The 24,019-nt window shown below is 61.6% G+C and carries 20 protein-coding genes; 11 read left to right on the forward strand and 9 right to left on the reverse strand.

Annotated features, from left to right (window positions below; translation table 11 throughout):
* Window positions 1-188 precede the first annotated feature (188 nt).
* From XINFAN_RS00670 to XINFAN_RS00700, 7 genes are read right to left on the reverse strand one after another with little or no spacing between them, the layout of a single operon-like run.
* Window positions 189-3,581 (reverse strand): DEAD/DEAH box helicase family protein, encoded by a 3,393-nt coding sequence (locus tag XINFAN_RS00670; RefSeq protein ID WP_124084641.1) that lies wholly within the window; start codon window positions 3,579-3,581, stop codon window positions 189-191.
* Window positions 3,578-5,677, reverse strand: coding sequence for a GmrSD restriction endonuclease domain-containing protein (locus tag XINFAN_RS00675; protein WP_124084642.1), 2,100 nt, complete (start codon window positions 5,675-5,677; stop codon window positions 3,578-3,580). Before XINFAN_RS00675 ends, XINFAN_RS00670 begins: the two co-directional genes overlap by 4 nt.
* 11 nt (window positions 5,678-5,688) lie before the next feature.
* Window positions 5,689-6,519, reverse strand: a complete 831-nt coding sequence (locus XINFAN_RS00680) for a hypothetical protein (protein ID WP_100653051.1) — start codon at window positions 6,517-6,519, stop codon at window positions 5,689-5,691.
* Complete coding sequence (locus tag XINFAN_RS00685; RefSeq protein WP_124084643.1) at window positions 6,516-7,322, reverse strand: TIGR02391 family protein; 807 nt, start codon at window positions 7,320-7,322, stop codon at window positions 6,516-6,518. Before XINFAN_RS00685 ends, XINFAN_RS00680 begins: the two co-directional genes overlap by 4 nt.
* Window positions 7,323-7,324: 2 nt before the next feature.
* Entirely contained in the window at window positions 7,325-8,500 is a 1,176-nt protein-coding gene (locus XINFAN_RS00690; RefSeq protein ID WP_124084644.1) for a restriction endonuclease subunit S, read from the reverse strand.
* Window positions 8,497-10,035: a type I restriction-modification system subunit M gene (locus tag XINFAN_RS00695; protein ID WP_124084645.1), complete on the reverse strand. Its 1,539-nt coding sequence runs from the start codon at window positions 10,033-10,035 to the stop codon at window positions 8,497-8,499. Before XINFAN_RS00695 ends, XINFAN_RS00690 begins: the two co-directional genes overlap by 4 nt.
* A gap of 55 nt (window positions 10,036-10,090) precedes the next feature.
* Window positions 10,091-10,969, reverse strand: a complete 879-nt coding sequence (locus XINFAN_RS00700) for a BrxR family helix-turn-helix transcriptional regulator (RefSeq protein ID WP_124084646.1) — start codon at window positions 10,967-10,969, stop codon at window positions 10,091-10,093.
* Between the two features lie 101 nt (window positions 10,970-11,070).
* Between XINFAN_RS00700 and XINFAN_RS00705 the strand changes: the two genes are divergently transcribed.
* The 10 genes from XINFAN_RS00705 (at window position 11,071) to XINFAN_RS00750 (ending at window position 20,973) form a co-directional block, all read left to right on the forward strand.
* Window positions 11,071-11,313 carry a DUF2188 domain-containing protein gene (locus XINFAN_RS00705; protein ID WP_100653041.1) on the forward strand — a complete coding sequence of 81 codons (243 nt, stop codon included), beginning with the start codon at window positions 11,071-11,073 and terminating at the stop codon, window positions 11,311-11,313.
* 29 nt (window positions 11,314-11,342) lie between these two features.
* Entirely contained in the window at window positions 11,343-12,356 is a 1,014-nt protein-coding gene (locus XINFAN_RS00710; RefSeq protein WP_100653039.1) for a CBASS cGAMP-activated phospholipase, read from the forward strand.
* A gap of 4 nt (window positions 12,357-12,360) precedes the next feature.
* On the forward strand, window positions 12,361-13,749 hold the full coding sequence (locus XINFAN_RS00715) for a CBASS cGAMP synthase (protein ID WP_100653037.1): 1,389 nt from the start codon (window positions 12,361-12,363) through the stop codon (window positions 13,747-13,749).
* Window positions 13,750-14,399: 650 nt separating this feature from the next.
* Window positions 14,400-14,960, forward strand: coding sequence for a TetR/AcrR family transcriptional regulator (locus XINFAN_RS00720; RefSeq protein WP_233352081.1), 561 nt, complete (start codon window positions 14,400-14,402; stop codon window positions 14,958-14,960).
* 3 nt (window positions 14,961-14,963) lie between these two features.
* Complete coding sequence (locus XINFAN_RS00725; RefSeq protein ID WP_062562811.1) at window positions 14,964-16,109, forward strand: efflux RND transporter periplasmic adaptor subunit; 1,146 nt, start codon at window positions 14,964-14,966, stop codon at window positions 16,107-16,109.
* The gene (locus XINFAN_RS00730) at window positions 16,106-17,239 is read left to right on the forward strand and encodes an ABC transporter permease (RefSeq protein WP_062562810.1); all 1,134 of its coding nucleotides are present in this window, start codon (window positions 16,106-16,108) and stop codon (window positions 17,237-17,239) included. The genes XINFAN_RS00725 and XINFAN_RS00730 overlap by 4 nt, the downstream gene beginning before the upstream one ends.
* Window positions 17,240-17,244: 5 nt before the next feature.
* Entirely contained in the window at window positions 17,245-17,937 is a 693-nt protein-coding gene (locus tag XINFAN_RS00735; protein ID WP_062562809.1) for an ABC transporter ATP-binding protein, read from the forward strand.
* Between the two features lie 76 nt (window positions 17,938-18,013).
* Window positions 18,014-18,496: a cytochrome b/b6 domain-containing protein gene (locus XINFAN_RS00740; protein WP_062562808.1), complete on the forward strand. Its 483-nt coding sequence runs from the start codon at window positions 18,014-18,016 to the stop codon at window positions 18,494-18,496.
* A gap of 96 nt (window positions 18,497-18,592) precedes the next feature.
* On the forward strand, window positions 18,593-18,973 hold the full coding sequence (locus XINFAN_RS00745; protein ID WP_062562807.1) for a hypothetical protein: 381 nt from the start codon (window positions 18,593-18,595) through the stop codon (window positions 18,971-18,973).
* Window positions 18,974-19,032: 59 nt separating this feature from the next.
* Window positions 19,033-20,973, forward strand: a complete 1,941-nt coding sequence (locus XINFAN_RS00750) for a heavy metal translocating P-type ATPase (RefSeq protein ID WP_062562806.1) — start codon at window positions 19,033-19,035, stop codon at window positions 20,971-20,973.
* Window positions 20,974-20,988: 15 nt separating this feature from the next.
* Here the strand turns inward: XINFAN_RS00750 and XINFAN_RS00755 are convergent, their stop codons facing one another.
* Window positions 20,989-21,639 (reverse strand): DUF924 family protein, encoded by a 651-nt coding sequence (locus tag XINFAN_RS00755; protein WP_233352082.1) that lies wholly within the window; start codon window positions 21,637-21,639, stop codon window positions 20,989-20,991.
* A 68-nt stretch (window positions 21,640-21,707) separates the two neighbouring features.
* Entirely contained in the window at window positions 21,708-22,007 is a 300-nt protein-coding gene (locus XINFAN_RS21900) for a hypothetical protein (RefSeq protein WP_199286329.1), read from the reverse strand.
* A 487-nt stretch (window positions 22,008-22,494) separates the two neighbouring features.
* On the opposite strand from XINFAN_RS21900, the gene XINFAN_RS00765 reads away from it, so the two are divergent.
* On the forward strand, window positions 22,495-23,847 hold the full coding sequence (locus XINFAN_RS00765; RefSeq protein WP_062562803.1) for a ferredoxin reductase family protein: 1,353 nt from the start codon (window positions 22,495-22,497) through the stop codon (window positions 23,845-23,847).
* Window positions 23,848-24,019: the final 172 nt, after the last annotated feature.

Here is a 24,019-nt window from a genome sequence, read left to right on the forward strand (position 1 = left end):
TCGCGAGGCAATTCCAACTAGTGGATGCGCCGAGTCAAGGTGATGCACTCTTTGCGGCAACGGCCTGACGGGCGGGCGGAAGTTTACCGCTTCCTTCGCCGCTCGCGGAAACAAGTCACATAGGGCAGCTTGGTCATCATGAAAGCATAGAAGCGCGACCACATTCAGTTATCAGAGCCAATTATACGTCAAGCAGCCGCACGCTGCCGAACCTCCTCCAAGATACTGATAAGCTCAGAAACACCCACATTATCGAAAACACCTTCCACCCCCATCGCATCGAAATCGGTGAAAGGACTCTCATACAGGAGCCGTGGGTCCATCACGCCACGCTCCGTGAGGTAATCAATCACCATGTTGAGGAATTCGATCTGGTTGGCCGACAGCTTTCGCTTGCACTGGAACTGATCGAACGCGTGTTTTGCCGCCTCGCGGTCGAGGCCGACCAGAGAGCGAACGAAAATCCCAAGCCCACCATCGTTGCGGACTCGCTCCAAGTCCTCGGGAGCGGCGACAGCGGCTTCGATAAAGATGCGCTCCAGCTCCGCCAGGTCTTGCGCTGTCAGGGGCTCATTTAGGCGAACCTTTTGAATCGCGATATGGTTCTCATGCTCCTTCAGGAAGTGTCTGGCTTTTACGCGAAAACGGTGCATATCGGTCCCGACGGCGACGCCTTTAAGCTCGACCTCGGTCGGGCCTCCGATTTCGTCCTCGAAATCGGTGTAGACGTGTGGGCGCTTCTTCAGCTCGATGAGCTTGATAAGGCTCCGCAGACGGCGGCGGATAGCTTCCAGCATCGGCGGCGTCACGTCCTGCCAGAACTCGTCGGTCTGAATTTCTACGATGAACGCCATCTCGGCCGCGACCATCGGGACATTGCCGAGTTCTTCAAGCGCCGCCGCCAAATCCACAATGCGCTTCTTATAGCCAGCAAATGCCTTCTCCGCTCGCAGTACCGCCAGCTGAGTTTGCAACATGAGATAATCGAACTGCTTGGCGGAAATGTCGTCATCTACCACGGCAGACGGAAGCCCGGCGATGTGGTCAATGAGCTCGGTGCGCTCATCCAGGCCCAGCTTCGACCAAACGTCGTCAGCCCTGTACTTCTCCACGATCCGCCGCTTGGGTCGAACGATGAAGTTCTCGACGTTCATGCCGTCCACCTCGGCACGAAGCTGGGCGACAACATCGCGCCGCAGCACCGCGGCCGGATCATCGACGTCCGGATACCCATGCCTGTCGAGTTCGTCGACCAGTTCGACGCGCGCCGCAAACAGGCGCCCGCTCAGTGAAGCGCCAGATGATCCTTCGGACAAGTCAGGGTTCTGATTGAAGAACTCAAAGTTCTGGCAGAAGTCGAAAACGTAGAAATATTCCTTATGCTGACCAATGCCAAACAGGTCAGGGCACAGCCGCGTTCCCCTCCCAATCATCTGCCAGAACTTTGTTTTCGAGCGAACGATCTTGAAGAAGACGAGGTTGACCACCTCGGGGATGTCGATGCCGGTATCGAGCATGTCCACGGAGATGGCGATGTGAGGTTCCTTGTCCGCCGACGAAAAATCGTCAATGAGCGACTGGGCGTATTCGGTCTTGAAGTCGATGACGCGGGCAAAACGCCCTTGGAGATGCGGGTAGTTCGCATCGAAGCGTTCAGCGATGAACTGCGCGTGATCGTGGTTCTTGGCAAAGATGATGGTCTTCCCCAGCCGGTCGCCGTCGGCGACCTTCAGACCATGGGTCATGACGTGTTCAAGGACCTTGTCAACGGTATCCTCATTGAACAGCCACTTGTTGACAGCGGCGGCCTCAACCCGATCGGGGATAGCACCGTCCTCATCCCACTCGATCGCGTCCCACGCCTCTTTTTCCTCTTCGGAGAGATCGTCGTATTTGATGCCCTCCCGCTGGAACTTGAGCGGCACGGAGACCGCCTTGGGCGGCACGAGGAAGCCGTCACTGACGGCTTCGTCCAACCCATAGGCGTCAGTCGGGATACCGCGCTCCAGATCGAAGAGCGCATAGGTGTCCCGGTCCACCTCATCCTTTGGCGTTGCGGTAAGCCCAACGAGCAGGCTGTCGAAGTAGTCGAAGATCGCCTTGTACTTCCGATAGACCGACCGATGTGCCTCATCGATAACGATCAGGTCGAAATGCCCCGGCCCGAAGCGCCTTACACCGCTTTTCGTCTCGTCGATCAGCCCCATCATGGTCGGGTAGGTCGAAACATAGACCCGTCCATGGGCCACCTTGTCGGTGACCAGGTTCACGGGCGAAGCCTGAGGCAGGAACGCCTTGAAAGCGTTGGCCGCCTGATTGACCAGCGCCACACGATCAGCAAGGAACAGGATACGTCTTGTCCAGTTGGTGCGCATCAACAGGTCGGACAGCGCGATGACGGTGCGCGTCTTCCCGGACCCAGTCGCCATGACCAACAACGCCTTGCGCAGATTGTCCTTTTCGAAAGCCTCTGCAACCCGGCGAATGGCACGGGTCTGGTAGTAGCGCTCGACTATCTTTGAGTTGATGTCCTCCGGCGCAAGCGGCTTACGTGTGTCGCGCCGTTGGATCGCAAGCTCCAGCTCATCCTTCTTGAGAAATCCTTGGATTGAGCGCGGCGGGTAGCGGTGGTCATCCCAGATCCAATGCTCATAGCCGTTGGAATAGAAGATGATCGGCCGCTGTCCAAACTGGCGCCCCAACGCGTCGGCGTACAGTTCAGCCTGACGCTGCCCTTCCCGCGCATCCCGGCGAGTGCGTTTCGCCTCTACCAAGCCGAGCGGTCGGCCGTCGTCGCCCCAGAGCACATAATCGACGAAGCCCTCGCCTGTGGCATTCGGCATGCCGCTGATGGGATACTCGGTATCGTGACCGGGCTTGGTGAAGGTCCAACCAGCTTCCGCCAGCAGCAGGTCGATGAAAGCATCCCGCGTCTGCGCCTCGTTGTAGTTGTGCCCGTCGGGGATGGCCTGGTTGGCCTTCTTGATCTTGGCGATCTCGTCCTGAAGCCGCTTGATCTCGGTCTCCAGCTTCAATCGGTCGCCGTCGCTTTTCAGGCGTAGCTGCTCAGCGCGGTCTCGTTCCCTAGCCGTCTCATCGAAGCGTTTCGCGATTTCCTTCAGCTTACCGAGAGTGGACGCTTCCACCTGAGTGGTGCGAGGTAACGCATCAGCCGAGAATTCGACTGTGGCGGCTGGCTTGGCGCCTTTCGCATAGGTGCGCACCAGCCAGTAGGCGATATGGAACAACTCTCTAGCGGCAGTGATGGCGCGTGCGGGGGCAACGGGCTTGGCTTCATGCACCGCTGCGTTGCCCAGGTCTTTGACCACCTTCCCTTTGGCCACGAGCGCGTCACCGACAAGCTTCCGGAAGGTCGGCTCGTGGATCAGCGCGGATAGTGTCGTCTCGTAGGGCGACCGAAGCGCGCGATCATGGCGATACATCCACTTGACCGCCACCTCCAGCGCCAGCCGGGCGTAAAAACAAGCGCTGCGCGGGTCGGAAAGAGCCAAGCTTTCGGCCTTTACGGCATGCTCGTGCACCTCGGAAAATTCAGCTTGAAGGAATGCGAATTGGCTCATGCATCGCCTCCACTTCCAAGCTGGCGCTCAAGGGATTGCCGAACGAGGCCGATTATGTAGGGAAGCTCGTCCAGCGTGCTGAAACGCACTTCAACGTCGCCATTTCCCCACCGGCCGAGGCCAGAGACATCTTTGCACATGCCACGGGGATCACTTATTTCAGCAAAGCCCATGTTCAATGAAAGGCGCAGTTGTTTCGCTTGAGGGACAACGTCAACGAAGTTCGTCTCTGCCTTGTAAGCGACGTATAGCTTCAGGAATTCTTCGCCCACGCAAGGATCAAGCTTCAACACCTCAGTACGGAACGCTTCGAACAAATCGCGTGTAGGCGAGTTCAGAAGGTGCGGATGGTCGTCGATGGAGTATCCGGCGGTTTTAACGGTTTCTGGTTGGTATGCGGCGAGAACATCGGCCGCAATCAACGGTGCCCGCCAAACGTCTGACGCCTGAGCCGCCAGCCGTGACGCGCGCGACCGAATGGTGTCCTCGTTCCATCCCTCCAGCTCACCGAGGCCCACGTTGACCCGAAGCGGGCTTTGCTTGAAGCCCCCTTGCATGTCCCGCTTTTCCTTGAATGGTCGATTGCTGTACTCAGAGTTGTAGCCTGTGAGGGTCAGGTTGCCGAGAGTATGCAGGTAAGTCTGATGAACCCGCTCCCACTCGTCACCAAGTGCGACCTTCCATGCGCTCGACAGCTGCTCGCTCTGAGGCATGATATGCTCAATCGTGTACTCGTCGACAGGAACCCTCTCCTTCCGGTCATGATTTTCGAATCGACGTAGCCAATAGCTGCGGCTACGAAAGTTATACAGGTCCCGGGTCTGGATATCGCGCTTGAACTCGTCGTCACTCGGAAAGCGACGATAAGAAGGCATTAGAAGGAAATGCGCCTTGATGCTTTCGAGATATCGATCCTTCTTCAATGCCTTCGTGAACGTAGCAAAGGTCTTGTTAAGCGAATTTGTCGGTATTGCACAGATTGCGCGCCTAAATACATAGGCTTCGATCAACCGCACCGCCTCTAGGAACTCATCTTTGGCCAGCAGTCCGGTTGAATAATCCTGATACAGTTCCAGTAGGAATGGATACGCGACATCAACCTTAAGTTCCCGGAGGTCGTGGAATGCGGTCTTCAGGGCGTTGTCGCTTTCCGCTCCCAAAGCCATGGCGCAATAGTACCGTGCGAAGTCCCGGATATCCTTTACGAGCGCCTCGACGCCGGCGTCAGCCACCTTCGGCGACCGCGCATGCCCTTTGAAAGCTTCGTAAACGTCATCGAGCCGCGGAATCTCCCCGGTCTTCACGGTCAGGTAATGACGCATAAAGCTGTCAAAATGCGTGTTGTAGGCCTCTTGGCCGAAAGAGACCTCCATCGGTCGCCAAAACTGCTCATAGAGGCGGGTCTGAAGGGTTGGCTCCAACCCCATGAGGATAAAGTTTCGGATAAGGTCGGCCTGGCTGAGCTCGCGGCCCGTGGAGTTCATGCTCTCGAAAATGAGCTGTGGATTGTCCTGATCACGGCTGAGTGCGATATCGACCACCACGAGCTTTGCGAGGCCCTTGCAGACTGCCGCCAGCTTGTCGCGACGCGCCGCTATCAGATCCCTGAATAGCGCGTGATTCTGCATGACCCGAAGTGAGCGTTCGGCCGGGGGCTCATTCTGGCCAACGATCGACGTGAGTGTCGCTTTGTCGGTCTGAGACAGGAGAAGCTTGTAGTGCCGTTCTCCGGCTTCTTCAGGGTTCAGAAGGTAGTAGTTGCGCAGCTTCCGGGCGGAGAAGCCATCAATCGGTTCATCGTCGCCCATCGTTTCGGCAAGCGCCACGAGCAGGAGTGTGACGGTTGTCAGACGTTGCTGTCCGTCTATGACGAGCAGGGGGGCTTGGTGGGAGACTTGGGATAGACCTGCCTCAATGTAGACGATGGAACCGATGAAGTGGACGGATATCGCGTCGTCGCTTCCAGCTCGGATAATATCATCCCAGAGCTGGCGGCATTCACGCTCGGTCCAGGAATATGTCCTCTGGTAGATCGGGATCACGAACTGTGGTGATTTCTTGAGAAACGCGAGGAGCCCTGCTTCTGTTGCCTTCATTTCCGTGCCCCCTACGCACCCCGATAGATGTTGTCCGAATTTAGCAGATCGGTCAGATACGGTGTGAAGCCAGCAAGCAACACGGTAACGCTTACAAGATCACGCATTTCTATTTCACGAATACGATTGTTTGCATTTCCGCCATGCCGAATACCAGGATAATCAGATGCAAAGCGATACATCTCCTTCATCGCATCCTTGACCTTGTTGTGAGGCCATGTGCCAACCTGGTCACAAATCTGGCCAAGCGTATTGGCATTGACACCTGGGCAGCGCTGACCAATGGCCTCCAACAAGTTCACCTGTTTCTGGATGCAGGTTTTAATGCGCCCCGGAGAGCGATCAGCGCGGAGGTCCCGGACAGCCTCTTCAAACTCGACCATCAGCGGATGGAGATCCGCGTCGCGGGAGGTCGCTTCCTTCAGGTCGCGGATCAACCGAGCGAACACGCCGCTCAGCGTCGGGTTGAGACTGAACGGGCGGCGCAGGTCGTAGCGCAAGCTGTACTTTTCGAGAAAGGCATCGATCAGTAGGAAGTAGCGGTTGGCAAGTGGATCGCCACCAAGGTCGGCAGCGATGCCATGCGCGCGCTCCATGAACTCCAGAAGCGCAAGCTCGCCCCGGAAGGCGGTGGCCTTCGTCTTGCGAAACGCTGAACGGGCCTGGTCGGATTGATCAACAATATCAGCAAGCGTTGTCACATCGGGGACGATTTCGAATGCCCCGACGAGTTCCCGGTAAAGTTCGCAAAACAGGTCCTCCGGTGCGTCCGGGTGTTTCGCCAGCTTCGACCAGATTTCACGCCAGGTCTCCGACCAGACCCCGATAATCTCTCCCCTCATCGCGTCCCCCCGAGGCCAGTCCTTGCGCAGTCGTCCAGCTTCCGATGCAGAAGGGATATCAGCGACAGGTAATCAGCAGCGTCATCTTCGCCTTTCCAAAGGAGCTTTGGCTCATGCGCCAAGGGGTTTCGCACTGCCGCAAAGCATCCCTTCAGGAGCGATGCAAAACCCTTGTGTTCTGACCGTTCAGTTTCCGTCTGGAGCGTGTTGATTGCAAGCAGCGGCCGATCGACGGAAAACACCTTATCGACCAGTGCCGCGCCGTCGCCGTCCGCACCTGACAACTCCCTGATCCTTTGCGCGAGCCCCTTGGAAGCCTCGAACACGGCGTGGAAATAGTTATCCTGTAGCAGCTCGGGCTTGCAGTATTTGACGACCTCGGAATGGATGCGACGCCCCCTGAACTTGGCTTGCAGCGTCTTGGCACGCTGGCGGGCCTCCTCGATCGTCTGCGCCGCCGTTGCCCGCCGGAATTTTCCATCCTCGCCATACTGCAAGCCGGCAAACGCGAGGACCGCGTTCAGCTGCTGACGCAAAGCCTCGAACTCGTCCGGGCGCCCCACGAATCCGGATGGGTCAAGGAAGGTGCGGATGAAGTCGATCAGCTTGCTGGCCGCCCGGTCCTGCCGCTGATAGTAGAGGAACGTGGCATACAGGCGCCGCCACTTAGTGCTTTCTCCTGAAACGTCGTCAAGCCCCAAGCTGTTCAGGACGCGGGTGATCTCCGAACCGGTCGCACAGTCACCCAGCAAGCGGGAAACCTGCTCAAGCTGGGCATCTGTGAGAATCGGCACGTTGGACATAGCTACAGTTCGCCCCGAAAAGCTCGATGTTGAAGGGAGGAGAATAGCGTTGATGCAATTCCCAAGGATGCTTGAAATTGGGCCTCTTCAGCTCTGAGGGCCCCCAGTTTTTCGGCGTAAGAGCGTTGAAGTTCGACGGGAGGAATCGCTATCGGAATGGATTGAAACTCCGTTGCATTGATGTTGGCCATACCCACAATATTCTTGCACATGTTGCGGAGCACTGTTTTGCCGTGGGTCGAGTTCAGATAGCCGCTAATATAGTGGGTGTTTCCTCGTGCATTCGCTCGCCCGCGGACAAGATAACCAGCAATTGCCATAGGTTCCGTCCGAGTGACCACGGCAGTCTTTCCGACGAGTTCCTTACTGTTGGTTCGGTTGAAAAGAAGGTCGCCGGGGCGTGTCGTGTACTTGTCAAATTCCTTATCGGACAGCTCAACGTGTTTCAGGTCGGACAAGTCGATGCGTCCGTCGTAGGTTACATTGCCCATGCGCAACATCGGCAAACCGCGCCCTTCGGAGTTTGCCTTACCAGATGAACCGTATTTCGCTTCCTTTAGAAGATCGCCAATGACGCCCATCGGCCAACCTTTCGGATTGCTCGCCGGGTCCCCAAACGTTTCATGGAAGACTGCCTGACCAAGGGTGTTCAGCTTGTCTAGCGCGCTGGTGCGAAAGCGGCGAAGCGCGTCCGCCTGATCCAGAATCCCTGCGATCCGCTTCTGTTGATCCAAGGGGAGGAACAGGATTTTCGACGTCTTGACGATTTTGTCGCTGACCGCGGGGTAGCTCTGGCCGGTGGCCAGCTTGGTCATCTCGGCGATGAACGCGGGCGATCGCACCCAATGGAAAAGAAAGCTGCCAGACAGTTTGCGTTCGTTTGGCCTGAGAACAGTGAAGCCAGTCGATGCGGTCGCGCCATCAAGGTCGTCAGGGACGACAGCAACGGCATTCAAGTTTGGCCGGACTGTGGACACAAGGATGTCTCCAGCTCTGACTATTTGGCGAGCCCGTGATGGTGCCTCGGAGGCCCTAACAGTCGGAACTTCTGTGATCGTCTTTTCGATCTGCGAGACCGCGCCAATGTCTATGTATTGAAAGGACGAACTGCCTCCTTCCTTCTGTGGGCTCCATGTTTGAACACGTTCAACAAATTCCCCTATGCTGACGTGCTTCATGCCAACATCCCCTCCAGTCGATCCAGACCTTTGGCGATCTCGGCCTCAATGGCACGCAGTTCTGCGATGATCTCCTTCGGGGATTGGTGCACGACCTCTTCGTGCTGCACTTCCTTATAGCGGTTCAGCGACAGGTCCCATGACCCTGTCGCCCGGATATCCTCCACCGGTACCATGAAGCTCTGCGCAGTGTGGGGGCGCTCGGCCTCGGCTGCGAGATCCTGCCACCGGGCCAAGATATCGGGCAGATTGTTCTTGTCGTGCTCTGCCTCGGACAGCGGCTGAGCGGGCGTCGGCCCCTGCTTCTCGGGCGGCAGCAGTTCGGCCCGCTTGTCGTCAAGGCTGAGACCATCAGCAGCCACGTCATAGAACCAGACATTTTCGGTGCCGCCGACGCCCGTCTTAGTGAAGAGGATGATGGCGGTGGACACGCCCGCGTAAGGACGGAACACGCCCGAGGGCAGCTTGATAACCGCGTCGAGCTTGTGATCCTCGACCAGCATGCGGCGGATGTCCTTGTGCGCACCAGACGAACCAAACAGGACACCGTCAGGCACAATCACCGCCGCCCTTCCTCCCGTTTTCAGGAGACGCAGGAAGAGCGCGATGAATAGAAGTTCCGTCTTCCTCGTTTTGACAATTTTCTGGAGGTCCTTGGCCGTCGCCTCGTAGTCGAGCGATCCGGCGAAAGGAGGATTCGCCAGCACCAAGGAATAGGCGCCCGCGTCCTCGGCATGGTCCTCGGCCAGGCTGTCGCGATAGCTGACATTCGGGTTCTCAACGCCGTGTAGCGTCATGTTCATCGCCCCGATGCGCAGCATCGTCGTGTCGAAATCGAAGCCGTGGAACAGACCCTCGTGGAAATGCTTCCGCAATGCAGGGTCGCGCATCAGTTCGGGATGCTTCTCGCGAAGATACTCACCGGCGGCGACAAGGAAGCCGCAGGTGCCGGCGGCGGGGTCACAGATCACGTCGGTCGGCTTCGGTGCGGTCATCTCGACCATCAGCCTGATGATGTGCCGTGGTGTGCGGAACTGGCCGTTCTGGCCTGCGCTCGCGATCTTCGCGAGCATGTACTCGTAGACATCGCCCTTGGTGTCGCGATCCTCCATCGGGATGCGATCGAGCTTCTCAACCACTTTCGCCAGAAGTGCCGGATTGGAGAACCCAAGCCGGGCGTCGCGCATCAGCTTGCCGTAGCTGGACTGACTGCCGTTGAGCGCGCGCAGGAACGGGAAGACGTGCTCATCGACCACGTCCATCATCTCGCGTGGCTCGAAATTCTTGAATCGCGACCAGCGAAGATCGTCGTAGGGCCGGCCCTTGTCGTCTCGTCCCTCCGGGAAGATGCGGCGCTCCATCGGAATCTTGAGCGTCTGGCTCTTGCGCTCTTCAAGGGTGTGCAGGTCGTCCAGACGCTTGATGAATAGCAGATAGGTCATCTGCTCGATGACAGAGAGCGGATTGGCGACCCCGCCTGCCCAGAAGTCGTTCCAAATGCTATCGATCTGGCTACGGATTTCGCCGGTCAGCATGATTTGCCCCACCTCACAATGTTGTTCTTGCTCTTCAAGCTGGCGTCTCCCCGTTTCACTTCATCGCCTCAGCCAAGGCGGCATCAAATTCCGCACGGTTGGTCACGACAACGGGAGTCTCATGCGGATCGTCGAGAACATCCGCCACGTCCAAACGCAACCGCTTTCGGAAATAGTAAAGCAGCGCCCGCCTGACGGGGATTGCGATACTGTCGTCGCGCATGCCGTAATCCTGCGCGATTATCTTTTGTTGATTCTCGCCGATCTTCGGATTTGGCGAAAGCTTCACGTCGAAGAAATCTGTCCACTGCTTATCATCTTCGGCGCGCGCCCCGCACTCCCCGAGCGATCGGGCCTCAAGGCATCGCGAGAGCAAGAAATCCTTGAACCTGTTGTCGATGTGACAGAAGGCGCGGACATGCCAGCGAAAGCCATCGCTGCCGAAGGCATGAGGGCTGATACGCCGCCAAACAGGCTCCGGCCGCTGCTCGTTCATCGATTGGTAGAGAACCTCAACCGAGGCTTGGCCCCGGAGCGCAGTCAGGATCATGCGGAGGACAGCGATGTCCACCCGGCGATGCGGCACGGGCATGGTATCCACGCTCGGGGGAATGGTCAGCCATGTCCGCTCACCATGGAGAGCGGGATCGGCCGCGAACAGAAGCTGCGCAAGGTAGCGATCCGCGTCCGGTTTCAGGAAGCGCGGGCGGAACGACTCGGTCGCGAAGTAGCGCTTCTCGCTGCGGTCATACCGCACGTTGTCAGGCGCAAGCTCCTGGTACTGGGTCAGGTCCTTCGACGCCTGCGGCACCGATACGCCGAAAAATCCGGTGATGTCTGATCGGTTGATGCCGCCCTCCCAGAAGAGACGGAACTCAATGAATTCAAGCCGTTGCTCCACCCCCCACCGCAGCTCTGGTCCACCAGCCGACATGCGCACTCCGATCCGTATAGTAACTATATTGACAGTGAAACGCTGCCCGTATACTTTCTTATCCCATGAGGGAATCGCCGTCAACGCAATTGGAGAGTGCGATGTCGAAGAACGATCGATACGTGGTCAAGCATCCGAAGGGCTGGGCCGTGAAAGGCGCTGGCGCGGAGCGGGCCAGTAGCGTCCACGAGCGGCAGGCGGATGCCGAACGGGCGGCCAAGCAGGTCGTGGAAAGGGCGGGAGGCGGCGAAGTGCGGATTCAGGGGCGTGACGGAAAGTGGCGGGATTCCGATACGGTTGCACCTGGCCATGACCCGAACCCGCCGCGCGACAAGAAGCATTAGGAAGCGGCCGCCGGACGGGGAGAACAGATATGAGCGCGCAAACTGATCGCTTCACGATCCTCTCCTTGAGTGGCGGCGGCTACCTCGGCCTTTACACGGCGTCGGTCCTCGCAGCACTCGAAGAGAGCTACGGTGCCCCTATCGCCCGCCATTTTGACCTGATCGCTGGCACATCGGTCGGCGGAATTATCGCCTTAGGTCTGGCGAATGAAGTACCCGCCCAAAACATCAAAAAAGCGTTCGAGGACGACGGCACGACGATCTTTTCCGACCGTCCGGCGCCGCAAGGTATTGCCGGCTCGCTTGTTGACCTGTGCCGCTATTGGTGGAAGCCGAAATACCGACCCGATGCCCTGAGGAACACCATCGTCCGTATCGTGGGCGCCGATACGCTCATTGGTCATTTGAAACATCCGGTCATTGTCCCGGCCGTCAACCTGACTAAGGGCGGGCCGCAGATGTTCAAGACCCCGCATCACGAGGATTTCCGCAGGGATCTGCACCTGAAGGCCGTCGATGTCGCCTTGGCGACCGCTGCGGCACCCACCTACTTTCCTATCGCCGAAGTCGGGGACGCGCTGTTCACCGACGGCGGGCTCTACGCGAACTCCCCCGACTTGCTCGCCGTACATGAGGCCGAGCATTTCTTTAAGAGACCGGCTGGCCAAGTTCGGCTGCTGAGTATCGGCACGACTACCGCGCAGTTTTCTTTTGCCCATGCGCACGGCCGAGAGCTTGGCGCCTTCGGGTGGATGCGCGAGCAGCGGCTTGTCAGCGTCATCATCGCTGCGCAGCAACATTCCGTCGACTTTATGATGAGACACCGTTTGGGCGAGCGTTACCTGCGGCTTGACGCGGTGCAGTCGAAAGAACAGGAGCGCCATCTGGCGCTCGACGTGGCAACGCCTGATGCCCAGAAAACCATCAAGGGTCTGGCGCAAGCCACTGTCCAGACCGCGCTTAACGCACCCCTCCTGAAGGAAATAATGTCAGGGCAAGCCCCAGCACCTGCTTTCTACAATCTCGATACATTGAAGGGATGATTTTATGGGTTCCGCATCATCACTTTTTTACAGCTCGAACGACAAGGAGAAGCAGACGCTGCATCGGCGGATTACGCCATCTAGCGAGCAGTTCGAGGAACAGCAGGAACGCTGGAACGCCCTAGCCGATCACCTAACGACCGACCTGCGCGAAAGGAGCGGCTATTCGATCCGCACCTGGCTTCAGGGTTCATATAAGTTCGGAACGCAGACGCGCCCTGTCCGACTTGGCGAAGAGTTCGATATCGACCTCGGCATCTATTATGTGTGGAAGGGTTCGCGCGACGACGGAGACCACGATCCCCAAACGCTGAAGGGTTTCGTCAGGGACAGTCTTGTCGCCTATGCCGCGGACAATCCGGACGACGTTCTGGAGGTCGCCCCGTCCAAGCCCCGGTGCGAGCGCATCCGGTTCAAGGGCGACTTCCATATCGACGTGCCTGCATATCATCTTGAACCTGATTTGGACGCGCGGTCGCTTGCGACCCGTGATGGCTGGGAGGACAGCGATCCGAAGGCCATCTATATCTGGTTCCGCGACTCGTTCGATGACATCGAGCGCGCCAAAGTGCGACGCCAGATCAGATATCTGAAGGCATGGGTCGCCCTCAAATTCGCTGAAACCGACCGGCCTTCGTCAATCCTTCTAACCGTCCTGATTGCGGAAGCGGCGCGGGACTTGGGCCAACTTCTGGCCGATGATGAAGCTATGCGCGATCTCGTCGAACATATCACCGAGCGCCTTGAGGACGATTGGCAAGTACCTAATCCCGTTGATCCTGATGAAAACCTGGTCCGGATGTCCTCGCAGCAGATGCAAGTCTTCACCCGTGCGCTATCTGACCTGCTGGACGTTGCCAGCCGCGCCTGCGAGGCGGAAACCGACTTCGCCGCGGCCGACATCTGGCAGGAGGCGTTCGAGCATCTGTTTCCTATGCCGGAGGGGCAGCAGGCGCTGGTCGAAATGGCAAGGTGGCTGCCGGTAAGGTCGGTGATGCCCGAGATCAGGGTTACGGCGGTTTCTCGCAACAACCCGCAGGGCGGGCGGTTCACTGACATGAACCGGATCGGACCGATACCGAAGGACTGTGACATCTATTTCGAGGTCGTGAACCCGGGACAGCTTCCAGCGAACAGCTCCGTCGCATGGATGGTGCGCAATGAGGGCGGCGAGGCCGAGAACACGAACGATCTTGGCCATTTTGCCGGGCTCGGCCTCACGGCCAATGAACGCTCGGCCTACCGCGGCACCCACTACATGGACTGCGTCGTGAAGATCGGTAGCCAGACCGTCGCCATGCGACGCGTGCCTGTCACTATCACGGGCATCGCCATGCCCCGCCGCAACCCAGCCGCCAGGCCCGACTACGTCCGCCTTCGCGGCAGAAAGTAGCAAGAATCCGATCGGCTATACCGATAGCGCCATCCTGGCTGGGTGTGCGGTAACCATACAAGGTGGACCAATCAAATAAAAACGTCTATCTCACTGAAAATAAAGATATAAGAGATCAATTGGTGCGGCAATCGGCGGTGTTTGGCGGACCAGGTGGGATTCGAACGTATACGTCGAAGTAATAGGCTGGCGCTCGGACCAACGATAAGCAATGTCGGCTTTCGGGAAGTCGCAACTGTCACTCGAACGTCGAAAATGGGGTGTGAAGCCGTCGGTCAAAACTTGCAGTGGACGCCGGCAAAGATGGTTGCGGGAGCGCGCAACCATCTTTATCGGCGCTCCCCCGCACCAAACGTAATCCTCCTAATAAAACAACTTGAACCAGATGGTTCTGCACTTTTCAGAGCTGCGGCTTAGCGTCCGTTAGACGAACTTACGTGTTGTCTTCCGTATTCGCCGCGTTGGGGGCAGAGATAGGCCAGCCTCCCTCTTGCCCACCTAGTTCCCGGTGTCGCGGCAATCAATGCATGCAGAAAATGATGCCCAGTGATTGACGCATCGCATGGGGCTGCCTAAATATGTTTGTGACTACTCACTAACTAACGGGGTGCCCCGTGCGAAAGTCAGCGGAGCTTCGCAAGGCCGAGATCGTGGCCACCGTGCTCGACCTGGCCGACCGGATCGGACCGGACCGGGTGACGACGGGGGCGGTCGCGTCGCAGATCGGCGTCACGCAGGCCGCGCTGTTCCGGCACTTCCCGACCAAGGCGGCACTCTGGCAGGCCGTTGCCGAGCATGTGGCCGAGGGGCTGGCAACGGCGTGGGAGGATGCATTGCGCCTCGGAGACACGCCGGTCGTCAGGTTGCGTGCACTGATTTCCGCACAATTCGCGCAGATCGACGCGACCCCCGCGCTGCCGATGCTGCTGTTTTCGCGTGAGTTGAATGTCACCAATGCGGAGCTGCGCGCCACCTTTCACGGCAGGCTCACGACCTTCCACGGCCTTCTGGCGATGGAGGTCAGAGCCGGCCAGAAAACCGGCGCGTTGCGCGGCGACATCGCCGCAAACGATGCGGCGGCGCTGCTGACGTCGCTCGTGCAGGGCGTGGCGATCCGCTGGGCGCTCGGCGCCCGCGATTTCGACTTGCGAGCCGAGGGGCTGCGCCTGTTCGACGCACAGTGCCGGCTTTTGGCTGCGGAAGGAGAATAGACGATGCGGCGCATCTGGCTGTCGGGTCTTCTTCTGGCGGCGGCTGTCGCTGCCGGCTTTCTGATCTTCACCGAACGTCCGCTGACGGTGGTGGTCGTTCAGCCCGAACATGATGTCGACCTTCGCATCTACGGGCTCGGCACCGTCGAGGCGCGGATACTCAGCCGTGTCGGCTTCGAGGTGGGCGCTGCCTTGGCCTCGCTGGCCGCCGATGCCGGGGACAGCGTGGCCAAGGGGCAGGAACTGGCCGTCCTTCACTCTGCCGAGCAGGAAGCGCGCGTTGCCCGCGCGGGCGCAGCGGTGACGGCCAATGAGGCCAATCTTGCCAAGGCCACCGCAGCGGTGGTGCGCGCCCATGCCGTTCTGGCCGAGCGCGAAGCGGCGAACCGCCGCCAGCAAGGGTTGGTACAGCGTGATATTGCGTCGGTCCAACGCGCCGAGGAAGCGCAACGCGACGAGGATGTGGCCCGCGCCGATCTGGCCGTGGCCGAGGCTGATGTGGCAGTGATCCGGGCGCAGGGCCTCGACGCGGCGGCGGCCCTGCGGCAGGAGGAAGCCCTTCTCGCCCACCACCGCCTGCTTGCCCCCTATGACGCGCTGGTCGTCGCCCGCCATGCCGAGCCGGGCACGGTGGTGAAGGCGGGCGATGCGATCTTCACCCTGATCGACCCGGCCACCATCTGGATCCAGGCCTATGTCGACGAGGAACGGGCCGGGCAGCTCGTCGCGGGCCAGCCGGCCACGATCCGGCTGCGGTCGCAGCCCTCGGCCGAATTCCACGGCGCCATCGCCCGCATCGGCCTCGAAAGCGACCGGGTGAACGAGGAACGCCGCGTCTGGGTGACCTGCGCCGACTGTCCGGCCGAGATGTTCCTCGGCGAACAGGCCGAGGTGCGCATCACCACCGGCACCCGCGCCAGTGCGCTGATGGTGCCGGAGGTGGCGATCACCGGCTTCGACGGGCATCGCGGCACGGTCTGGACCGTGCGGGACGGACGCCTCGCGCGGGTGGAACTGACGTTCGGCGCCCGCGACGACCGCGGCCGGGTCGAGGTCACGGGCGGCCTGCCGGACGGCGCCGCCATCGTCGCCCGCCCGCCGGCGGGCGCGGCCGAGGGCCGCCGCGCGCGCATCGGCGGGGCGACATGAACCTTGCGCTCAAGGACATCCGCCACGGGCTGTTCCGCTTCGTCCTCACCTGTTTCGGGCTGGGGCTGCTGATGACGGTCGTGCTGGCGATGATCGGCATCTACAACGGCCTCGTCTCGGACGCGCTGGCGGTGGTAAAGGCACCGGCCGCAGATGTCTGGGTGGTGGAGGCCGGCACCAAGGGACCGTTCGCGGAAGCCTCCAGCATCCCCGTCGACACGCGCGACGCGGTGGCGCGAATGCCCGGCGTGGCCGAGGCCGGTGCGGTCAACTACCAGAACGTCGAAGCGCCTCATGCCGGGCGCACACTGCGACTCTATGTCGTCGGCTACGATCCGGGCCGCCCGGGCGGGCCGCAGGCGATCGCCGAGGGGCGCGGCATCGGCGCGGGCCATTTCGAACTGGTGGCCGACCGCAAGACCGGCCTGCTGCCCGGCGAGACGATCCGGCTCGGGCGCGACCGCTTTACCGTGGTCGGGCTGGTCGAAGGGGCTATGAACTCGGGCGGGGATCCGGCGGTCTATGTGACGCTGGCCGACGCGATGGCGCTTCAGACTGAACTCGACCCCGCCGCCCAGCGGGTGCAGGCCGCGCGCGGGGCTGTCTCTGTCAAGTCCGCATCGGTCGCCGCCATAATTGCCCGCATGTCGCCGGGCGCCGATGTCGATCTGCTGACCGCGACCGTGCGCCAATGGAAGCACCTCGCCGCCATGACCCAGGCCGAACAGGAGGAACTGCTGCTCGCCTCGGTGGTCGACAAGGCGCGCCGCCAGATCGGGCTGTTCCTCGGCATCCTTCTCTCCGTCAGCGCCGTGGTGATCGCCCTCATCATCTACACGATGACCATGGAGAAGCTGAAGCAGATCGCCACGCTGAAGCTGATCGGCGCGCCCGACCGCACCATCATCGCGCTGATCGTGCAGCAGGCGCTGATCCTCGGCGCCTCAGGCTGGGGGATCGGCCTGATGCTGATCCTTACGGTGAAGGACTATTTTCCCCGTCGCGTGGTGCTGGAGCCGTTCAACGTCATGGTCCTTGCCGGCATCATCGCCGCCGTCTGTCTTCTATCCTCGGCGCTCGGCGTGCGGGCGGCGATGAAGGTCGACCCGGCCACAGCGCTCGGGAGCTGACCGACATGGCGCTCGGCGACATCCTCATCGAGGTCTCGAACGTAGCCAAGCATTTCGGCGAGGGCGAAACCCGCGTCGATGCCCTGCGCGCGGTCGATCTGACCGTGCGGGCCGGCGAGGTGATCGCACTGCTCGGTCCGTCCGGTTCGGGCAAGACGACGCTGCTCAACATCATTGGCTGCATCCTCGCCCCATCGGCGGGACGAGTGGTGCTGGACGGCGAGCCGGTCTTCGACGGCAAATGGCTGCGGCGCGACCTGAGGCGGCTGCGTCTCGACAAGATCGGCTTCATCTTCCAGAGTCACAACCTGCTGCCCTTCCTGACGGCGCAGGAGAATGTCGCGGTCGTGCTCGATCTTGCCGGCCTGGCCGCCGAGGAAGGCCGGACGCGGGCGCGCGAACTCCTGGACTATCTCGAAGTCGGCCACCGCGCGATGGTCAAGCCGGCGCTGCTGTCGGGCGGCGAAGCGCAGCGTGTGGCGATTGCCCGCGCGCTGGCCAACCGCCCCCGCATTATCCTTGCCGACGAACCCACCGCAGCCCTCGACGGCGCCCGCGCCGGGCTGGTGATGGACCTCATGCGCAAGCTCGCGGTCGAGCAGGAAGCCTGCATCGTGACCGTCACCCATGACGAAAAGATCTTCGACCGTTTCGACCGCCTGATCCACCTGCGCGACGGCCATCTGGTCAGCACATGACGGGCAGGATTCAGGAGGCAGACATGACCACAAGACCCCGCACGCCGATCCTCGCCCTTGAAAAGGTATAACCAAGATGCAGCCGACATCCTATTCCAGAACCCAGATCGCCCTGCACTGGACGATTGCGGCCCTCGTTTTTTTCCAGATCCTCATGCATGACGGCATCGTCAAGGTATGGGACGGGCGGATGGAGGGCACGCTCCCGAACCAGCCGACAATCAATCCCCATGCCATTGCCGGCGCGCTGATCCTCGTGCTGGTCCTGTGGCGGCTGGTGCTGCGCCGTCGGCGCGGCGTCCCCGGCCTGCCGGAAGGCGAGCACCCGGCCCTGAAAGTTCTGGCCACGGGCATGCATGCGGCTCTCAACCTCCTGCTGATCCTGATGGCGCTTTCGGGAATGGCGGCGTGGATTTCCGGCGTCGAGGCGATCGGCGAAGCCCACTCCATCGCGCGGCTGGCGCTGGTTCCGCTGGTCCTCCTGCATGTCCTCGCCGCACTTTACCATCATTTCTGGCTCAAGACCGATGTGCTGCGGCGCATGCTTGGCCGGGCCTGAGGCGGGGTCCGTTCCGCGCGCCGCAACCCGCAACCCATGGCAGGCCGGGCCACACCCGCCCGGACGCTCCCCAAACCCCGAACTTCGGAGGCAGACATGACGAGACGACCGCGCAGCCAGACCGTTGCCGCCGCCGTCGCGGTAATCTTCGGCCTGCTGACCATCGTTTCGGGCGGCAGGGCGCTGTTCGGCGGCGTCGATATGGGCGCAGTGGTGCCATTCGTGCTGTGGTTCAACTTCTTCGCGGGCTTTGCCTATGTCCTGGCCGGGATCGGCCTGTGGCGCGGCGCGGGCTGGGCGCCGATGCTGGCGATTGCCATTGCCACGGCCACGGTGGCCGTCTTCGCTGCCTTCCTGTGGCATGTCGGTGCCGGCGGCGCATGGGAAGCACGCACCATGGGCGCGATGATCCTGCGCAGCGCCATCTGGATAGCCGTCGCGGCCTTTGCATTTCGGTGCCATAAGCCATCCGATTGATACTCACCCAGCCAGCGATGGCGGCTGCCAGCCGCGACCTCGCCAGCCAGGAGCCTGACATGAAGCGTTTTCCACCTGTTGACCTGTCACTGACCCTTTCGCTCGTCACCGTGCTCGGCATGGCAATGGCGGCGGCCGGCAGGTGGCTGCCAAGCGGAGCTTTCGACGCTCTGGAGCTGCCGGGACTGGTGCTGGTCTATCTGGCTGGCGGCCTGCCCACCGGCTGGCGCGCGCTGTCGGAACTGTGGCGCGCGCGCGTGCTTGACATCGACCTGTTGATGATCGTCGCGGCAATCGCCGCCGCAATCGTCGGCGCCCCGTTCGAGGGTGCGGTACTGCTGACGCTGTTCAGCATCTCGACCACGCTGGAGGAACGCGCGCTTGGCCGCGCCCGCCGCGCCATCGAGGCCCTGATGGCGCTGCGCCCCGAGACCGCCTTGCGCAAGACCGCCAACGGCGCTGTCGAGGAAGTTCCCGCCGAGGTGCTGACCGTCGGCGATGTAGTGGTGCTGCGCCCCGGCGCCCGGGTGCCCAGTGATGGCGTGGTCGTCACCGGGCGCGGCGGCATCGACGAGGCCAATATCACCGGCGAATCCATGCCGGTGTCGAAAGAGGCCGGTGCGCAGGTGTTCGAGGCCACGATCAATCTGGACGGCGTGCTGGAGGTTGAGGTCACGCGCAGCGTCAGCGACAGCACCATCGCCCGCATGATCCGGCTGGTAACCGAGGCACAGGCCGCCCGCGCGCCCTCCGAACGGTTCAGCGAATGGTTCGGACAACGCTACACGGTCGCGGTGCTGGCGGGTGCGGTGATCGCCTTTGCCACGTTCTGGTGGCTGGGCGGCGACTGGGAACTGGCGCTTTACCGCGCCGCCACGCTGCTGGTCGCCGCCAGCCCCTGCGCCATCGTCATTTCCGTCCCCGCCGCGATCCTGTCGGCCCTTTCGGCGGCGGCGCGGGGCGGTGTTCTGTTCAAGGGCGGCGGCGCGCTGGAGACGCTGGCCGAGGTCGATATCTTCGCCTTCGACAAGACCGGCACCCTGACCACCGGCCGCGCCGAGATGACGGAAATCGTCGCTCTGGATGGCGACGAGGCCGGGTTCCTGTCGCTGCTGGCGGGGCTGGAGGCGCATTCCGAGCACCATATCGCCGCCGCGATCCGCCGTGAGGTCGCCAGCCGCGGGCTTGATCCGGCGCAGGTGGCCGATGTGAACGCCCGGCCAGGCATCGGCATCGAAGGGTCCGATGCGCTTGGCCCGGTTTGGGCGGGCAATGCCTATCTTGCCGAGGACATGAAGGCCGCAACGGATCACCCCGCGTTGCAGGCGCTGGCGGATGGCGCCAATACGGTCGTCTATCTGGGTCGCGGCGCCACCGTGCTGGGCGCCGTCAGCGTGGCGGATGAGGCACGGGCCAGTTCCGCCGGGGCGATCGCGGCCCTGCGCGACAGTGGTGTCCGCCGCATCGTCATGATGACCGGGGATCGCAGGTCGGTGGCGCTGCGCATCGGCGCCCGGCTTGGGCTGGGGCCCGAGGAGACTCACGCCGAAATGCTGCCACAGGACAAGGTTCGCGCGGTTGGCGAACTGGCCGCAACCGGCCGCGTCGCCTTTGTCGGCGACGGCGTGAACGACGCCGCGGCGCTGGCCCGCGCCGATGTTGGCATCGCCATGGGCGCGGCCGGGTCCGAGGTGGCGCTTCAGGCCGCCGATGTGGCGCTGCTGTCCGAGGATATGGAGCGGCTTGCGGACGCGCACCGCCTGTCGCGCCGAACGTCAAGGGTGATCCGGCAGAACCTGACCTTCGCCATCGGCGCCATGGTGGTTCTGGTCATCGGCGGGCTGTTCTTCGATCTGCCGTTGCCGCTGGTGGTGATTGGCCATGAAGGCGGCACCGTGCTGGTGGTGCTGAACGGGCTGCGGTTGCTGTCGGACCCGATCCGCCGGCCGAAGGCGTCTGTTGCCGGACAGGCGCTGACGGGTGTCGCGCAGCCCACCTGAACCGTGGGGATGCGCTCACCCCCGAAAGACGCGCAGATGCGGAAACGCGCCCTTTTCCAGATAGGCTTCCTCCTCGGGCGTCGATCTGCGGCCAAGGATGGCGTTGCGGTGCGGGTGGCGGCCAAAGCTGGCGATGATGCGGCGCACCTGCCCCGCTTGATCGACGAGCGAGGCATAGAGCGGCCGCAACGGCGCCGGCGCGCGGGCGGCGATGTCGCGGCGCAGGGCGATCAGCCGGTCGATGCGGGCCAGATGGTCCGACCCCTCTGCATGGCCCAGGGGCTGGGTGAAGGCGATCTGGAACCACGGCAGGCCAAGTGCCGCCCAGTCTCCGTTTTCCAACCCTTCTAGCGCCTGCGCCAATGCCGCCGGGTCTTGCGCCCAAGCCCGCGGGCTGCCCCGCCACAGCGAGCGCGGGAACTGGTCCAGCACCACGATCAGCGCCAGCCGGCTCTCGGGCGTCCCTGCCCAATGATCCAGCGCTCCCGCCGCGCCGCGTTCGGTCAGCGGGCCAAAGCGCGCCGCAATCGTACCGTCCGCGCCGCCATGCATCCGCCAGCGCCATAGCTCGGCATGGCGGGCGGTGTCGATATCCAGCGCCCGGCCCTCGGGGAACCAGAAATCCAGAACCTCGCCGATCTGTCTGGCATCATTGCTATCGGTCATGTCATCCCCCATGAAAACGCCCCCGCGCCATGGGCACGGGAGCGGAATTGTTGATGAGGCACACGCGCCTAGGCGGTCGCGGGCACCGCTGCCGGCACAGGTCGGCGCCCGCCGGGCCCGCGCGGGACGCGCAGCAGGCGCATGGCGTTGGCGATCACCACCAGTACCGAAAGCTGATGGATCAGCATGCCCTCGGCCATATGCACATCGCCGTTGAACACGCCCGCCAGCAGCCCGGCCACCGTCAAGAGCGCAATGACAAGGTTCTGGCGCATGTTGCGCAACGTCGCGCGCGAGATCGCCGTGGCCTCGGCCAGCATGTCCAGATCGTTAGCCATCAGCGCGATGTTGGCGGTCTCGATCGCCACGTCGGACCCCGCAGCACCCGTGGCGATCAAGGTATCGGCGGCGGTCAGCTCGGGAGGTCGTTGATGCCGTCGCCGATCATGGCGACTTGGTGCCCTCGGCCTGAAACCGAGGGATAAGGTGGAGCTTGTCGTCGGGCAGACGAGCGGCGGGAACCTGTAGCTGCTCGCGGTTAGCCTGGTGATGTGCCGGATTCCAATGTCATGAAGCCGGGCGATGGCCGGCGGCCGAGGGGCACAATTGATCGAAAGGCACAAGATTCCCGCGATGCACCCATCGAGAGGAACGATCACCAGCGTATGCCCACGCTCCGGAAGCGCGGCCAATGCCAACGCCGAGGCATCGTCAAAGGCGATGCCAGGTTCGAGTAGTCTTCACGATTTCGCGACAAATGCGTGGCAAGTTCCACTCTTGACCTGCGTCAACGAGTCTGAATCCTTCCTGCGATACACGAAAGCACAGTGGCCACTATAGAAAGAACTCGCCGCGATGCAGCACATCAAGCTCACCTTCTGGGGCGCTCTGGCACTGTTGACCGTTTTGTGGCTGGTCGCGGAGCCCACGGTATTCCAACCGGCCAATTTCTTCGTGCTTCGGGGAACGATGGTCCAGTACACTGGCATCATCGCCATGGCTGCAATGAGCGTTGCCATGATCTTGGCGCTGCGGCCGCGCTGGCCGGAACGGTGGTTCGGCGGGCTGGACAAAATGTACCGGCTGCACAAATGGCTGGGCATAGCGGCTCTCGTCATTTCGGTGATCCATTGGCTGTGGAGCCAAGGGCCGAAATGGGCGGTGGGCTGGGGCGTGATCGCGCCGCCGGTGCGCGGTGAGAGGCCGTCCCTGGAAAATCCGATCGAGCAGTTTCTCATGAGCCAGCGCGGGACGGCGGAGGGTCTAGGCGAATGGGCGTTCTATGCTGCTGTGCTGCTGATCGCGCTGGCGCTCATCAAATACTTCCCCTACCGGCCGTTCTATAAAACGCACCGCTTGTTGGCCGTCGTCTACCTGATACTCGTGTTCCATGCCGTGGTGCTGACCACGTTCAGCTACTGGACGTCGCCAATCGGCGCGGTGATGGCGCTGCTTCTTGCGGCAGGTACTTATGCGGCGGTCGTAGTCTTGCTACGCCTCGTCGGTGCGGGGCGGCAGGTTCGGGGCAGGATCGCCTCGCTCCATTACTATCCGGGTGTGAAGGCTCTCGAGACAGAGATCGAGGTGCAACAGGGCTGGCCCGGCCACAAGCCTGGCCAGTTTGCCTTCGCCCTGTCCGACCGTACCGAAGGGGCTCATCCCTACACGATCGCCTCTGCCTGGAACGAAAAGGATCCACGCATCACCTTCGTGACCAAGGAACTCGGCGACCACACCAGCCGTCTGCGCGAGAAGCTGAACGTGGGCCAGGAGGTCAGGATCGAAGGGCCGTATGGCTGTTTCGACTTCGACAACGGTCAGCCCCGGCAGATCTGGATCGGCGGCGGCATCGGCATCACGCCGTTCATCGCCGGCATGAAGCATCTGACGCAAGAACGGCGCGTGCATCTGGTCCAGCCTCATCCCGTAATCGACTTGTTTCACACGACCGCCGACTATGACGAGAAGGCCATCGCCAAGCTGACGGCGGATGCGAAATCGGCGGGCGTCCGTCTGCATGTCCTGGTTGATTCCCGCGACGGCCTACTGACCGGCGAGCGTATTCGTGCGGCTGTGCCGGATTGGCGCGACGCCAGCATTTGGTTCTGCGGTCCGACGGGGTTCGGTGAGGCGCTGCGGCGGGATTTTGCCGCGCAGGGACTGCCAGTCGCGAAGCGGTTCCATCACGAGCTATTCGCCATGAGGTAAGTTTGATCTCTAGGCCATGCAATAGAGCGCAGCGGCCCGGATTCCGCGTCGCGACCTGATGCGTAAGTCTGTCGCACAAGCTTTGACTTTTGCATCGGGCTTTTGCGACAGGATTTCCAAGAAAAATGCCGGCGATTCTGTCGCGAAACTTGGGCAGACCATCCTAAAACCT

Origin of the sequence: Pseudogemmobacter humi (genome assembly GCF_900609055.1) — a bacterium.
Lineage (GTDB): Bacteria > Pseudomonadota > Alphaproteobacteria > Rhodobacterales > Rhodobacteraceae > Pseudogemmobacter > Pseudogemmobacter humi.

Coding starts and splice junctions, on each gene's coding strand:
- XINFAN_RS00695 (WP_124084645.1), bottom strand. CDS start 10,035: ATGCTGACCGGCGAAATCCGTAGCCAGATCGATAGCATTTGGAACGAC.
- XINFAN_RS00755 (WP_233352082.1), bottom strand. CDS start 21,639: ATGACCGATAGCAATGATGCCAGACAGATCGGCGAGGTTCTGGATTTC.
- XINFAN_RS00730 (WP_062562810.1), top strand. CDS start 16,106: ATGAACCTTGCGCTCAAGGACATCCGCCACGGGCTGTTCCGCTTCGTC.
- XINFAN_RS00690 (WP_124084644.1), bottom strand. CDS start 8,500: ATGAAGCACGTCAGCATAGGGGAATTTGTTGAACGTGTTCAAACATGG.
- XINFAN_RS00765 (WP_062562803.1), top strand. CDS start 22,495: ATGCAGCACATCAAGCTCACCTTCTGGGGCGCTCTGGCACTGTTGACC.
- XINFAN_RS00680 (WP_100653051.1), bottom strand. CDS start 6,519: ATGAGGGGAGAGATTATCGGGGTCTGGTCGGAGACCTGGCGTGAAATC.
- XINFAN_RS00735 (WP_062562809.1), top strand. CDS start 17,245: ATGGCGCTCGGCGACATCCTCATCGAGGTCTCGAACGTAGCCAAGCAT.
- XINFAN_RS00740 (WP_062562808.1), top strand. CDS start 18,014: ATGCAGCCGACATCCTATTCCAGAACCCAGATCGCCCTGCACTGGACG.
- XINFAN_RS00710 (WP_100653039.1), top strand. CDS start 11,343: ATGAGCGCGCAAACTGATCGCTTCACGATCCTCTCCTTGAGTGGCGGC.
- XINFAN_RS00670 (WP_124084641.1), bottom strand. CDS start 3,581: ATGAGCCAATTCGCATTCCTTCAAGCTGAATTTTCCGAGGTGCACGAG.
- XINFAN_RS00715 (WP_100653037.1), top strand. CDS start 12,361: ATGGGTTCCGCATCATCACTTTTTTACAGCTCGAACGACAAGGAGAAG.
- XINFAN_RS00750 (WP_062562806.1), top strand. CDS start 19,033: ATGAAGCGTTTTCCACCTGTTGACCTGTCACTGACCCTTTCGCTCGTC.
- XINFAN_RS00675 (WP_124084642.1), bottom strand. CDS start 5,677: ATGAAGGCAACAGAAGCAGGGCTCCTCGCGTTTCTCAAGAAATCACCA.
- XINFAN_RS00745 (WP_062562807.1), top strand. CDS start 18,593: ATGACGAGACGACCGCGCAGCCAGACCGTTGCCGCCGCCGTCGCGGTA.
- XINFAN_RS00700 (WP_124084646.1), bottom strand. CDS start 10,969: ATGTCGGCTGGTGGACCAGAGCTGCGGTGGGGGGTGGAGCAACGGCTT.
- XINFAN_RS00725 (WP_062562811.1), top strand. CDS start 14,964: ATGCGGCGCATCTGGCTGTCGGGTCTTCTTCTGGCGGCGGCTGTCGCT.
- XINFAN_RS00705 (WP_100653041.1), top strand. CDS start 11,071: ATGTCGAAGAACGATCGATACGTGGTCAAGCATCCGAAGGGCTGGGCC.
- XINFAN_RS00685 (WP_124084643.1), bottom strand. CDS start 7,322: ATGTCCAACGTGCCGATTCTCACAGATGCCCAGCTTGAGCAGGTTTCC.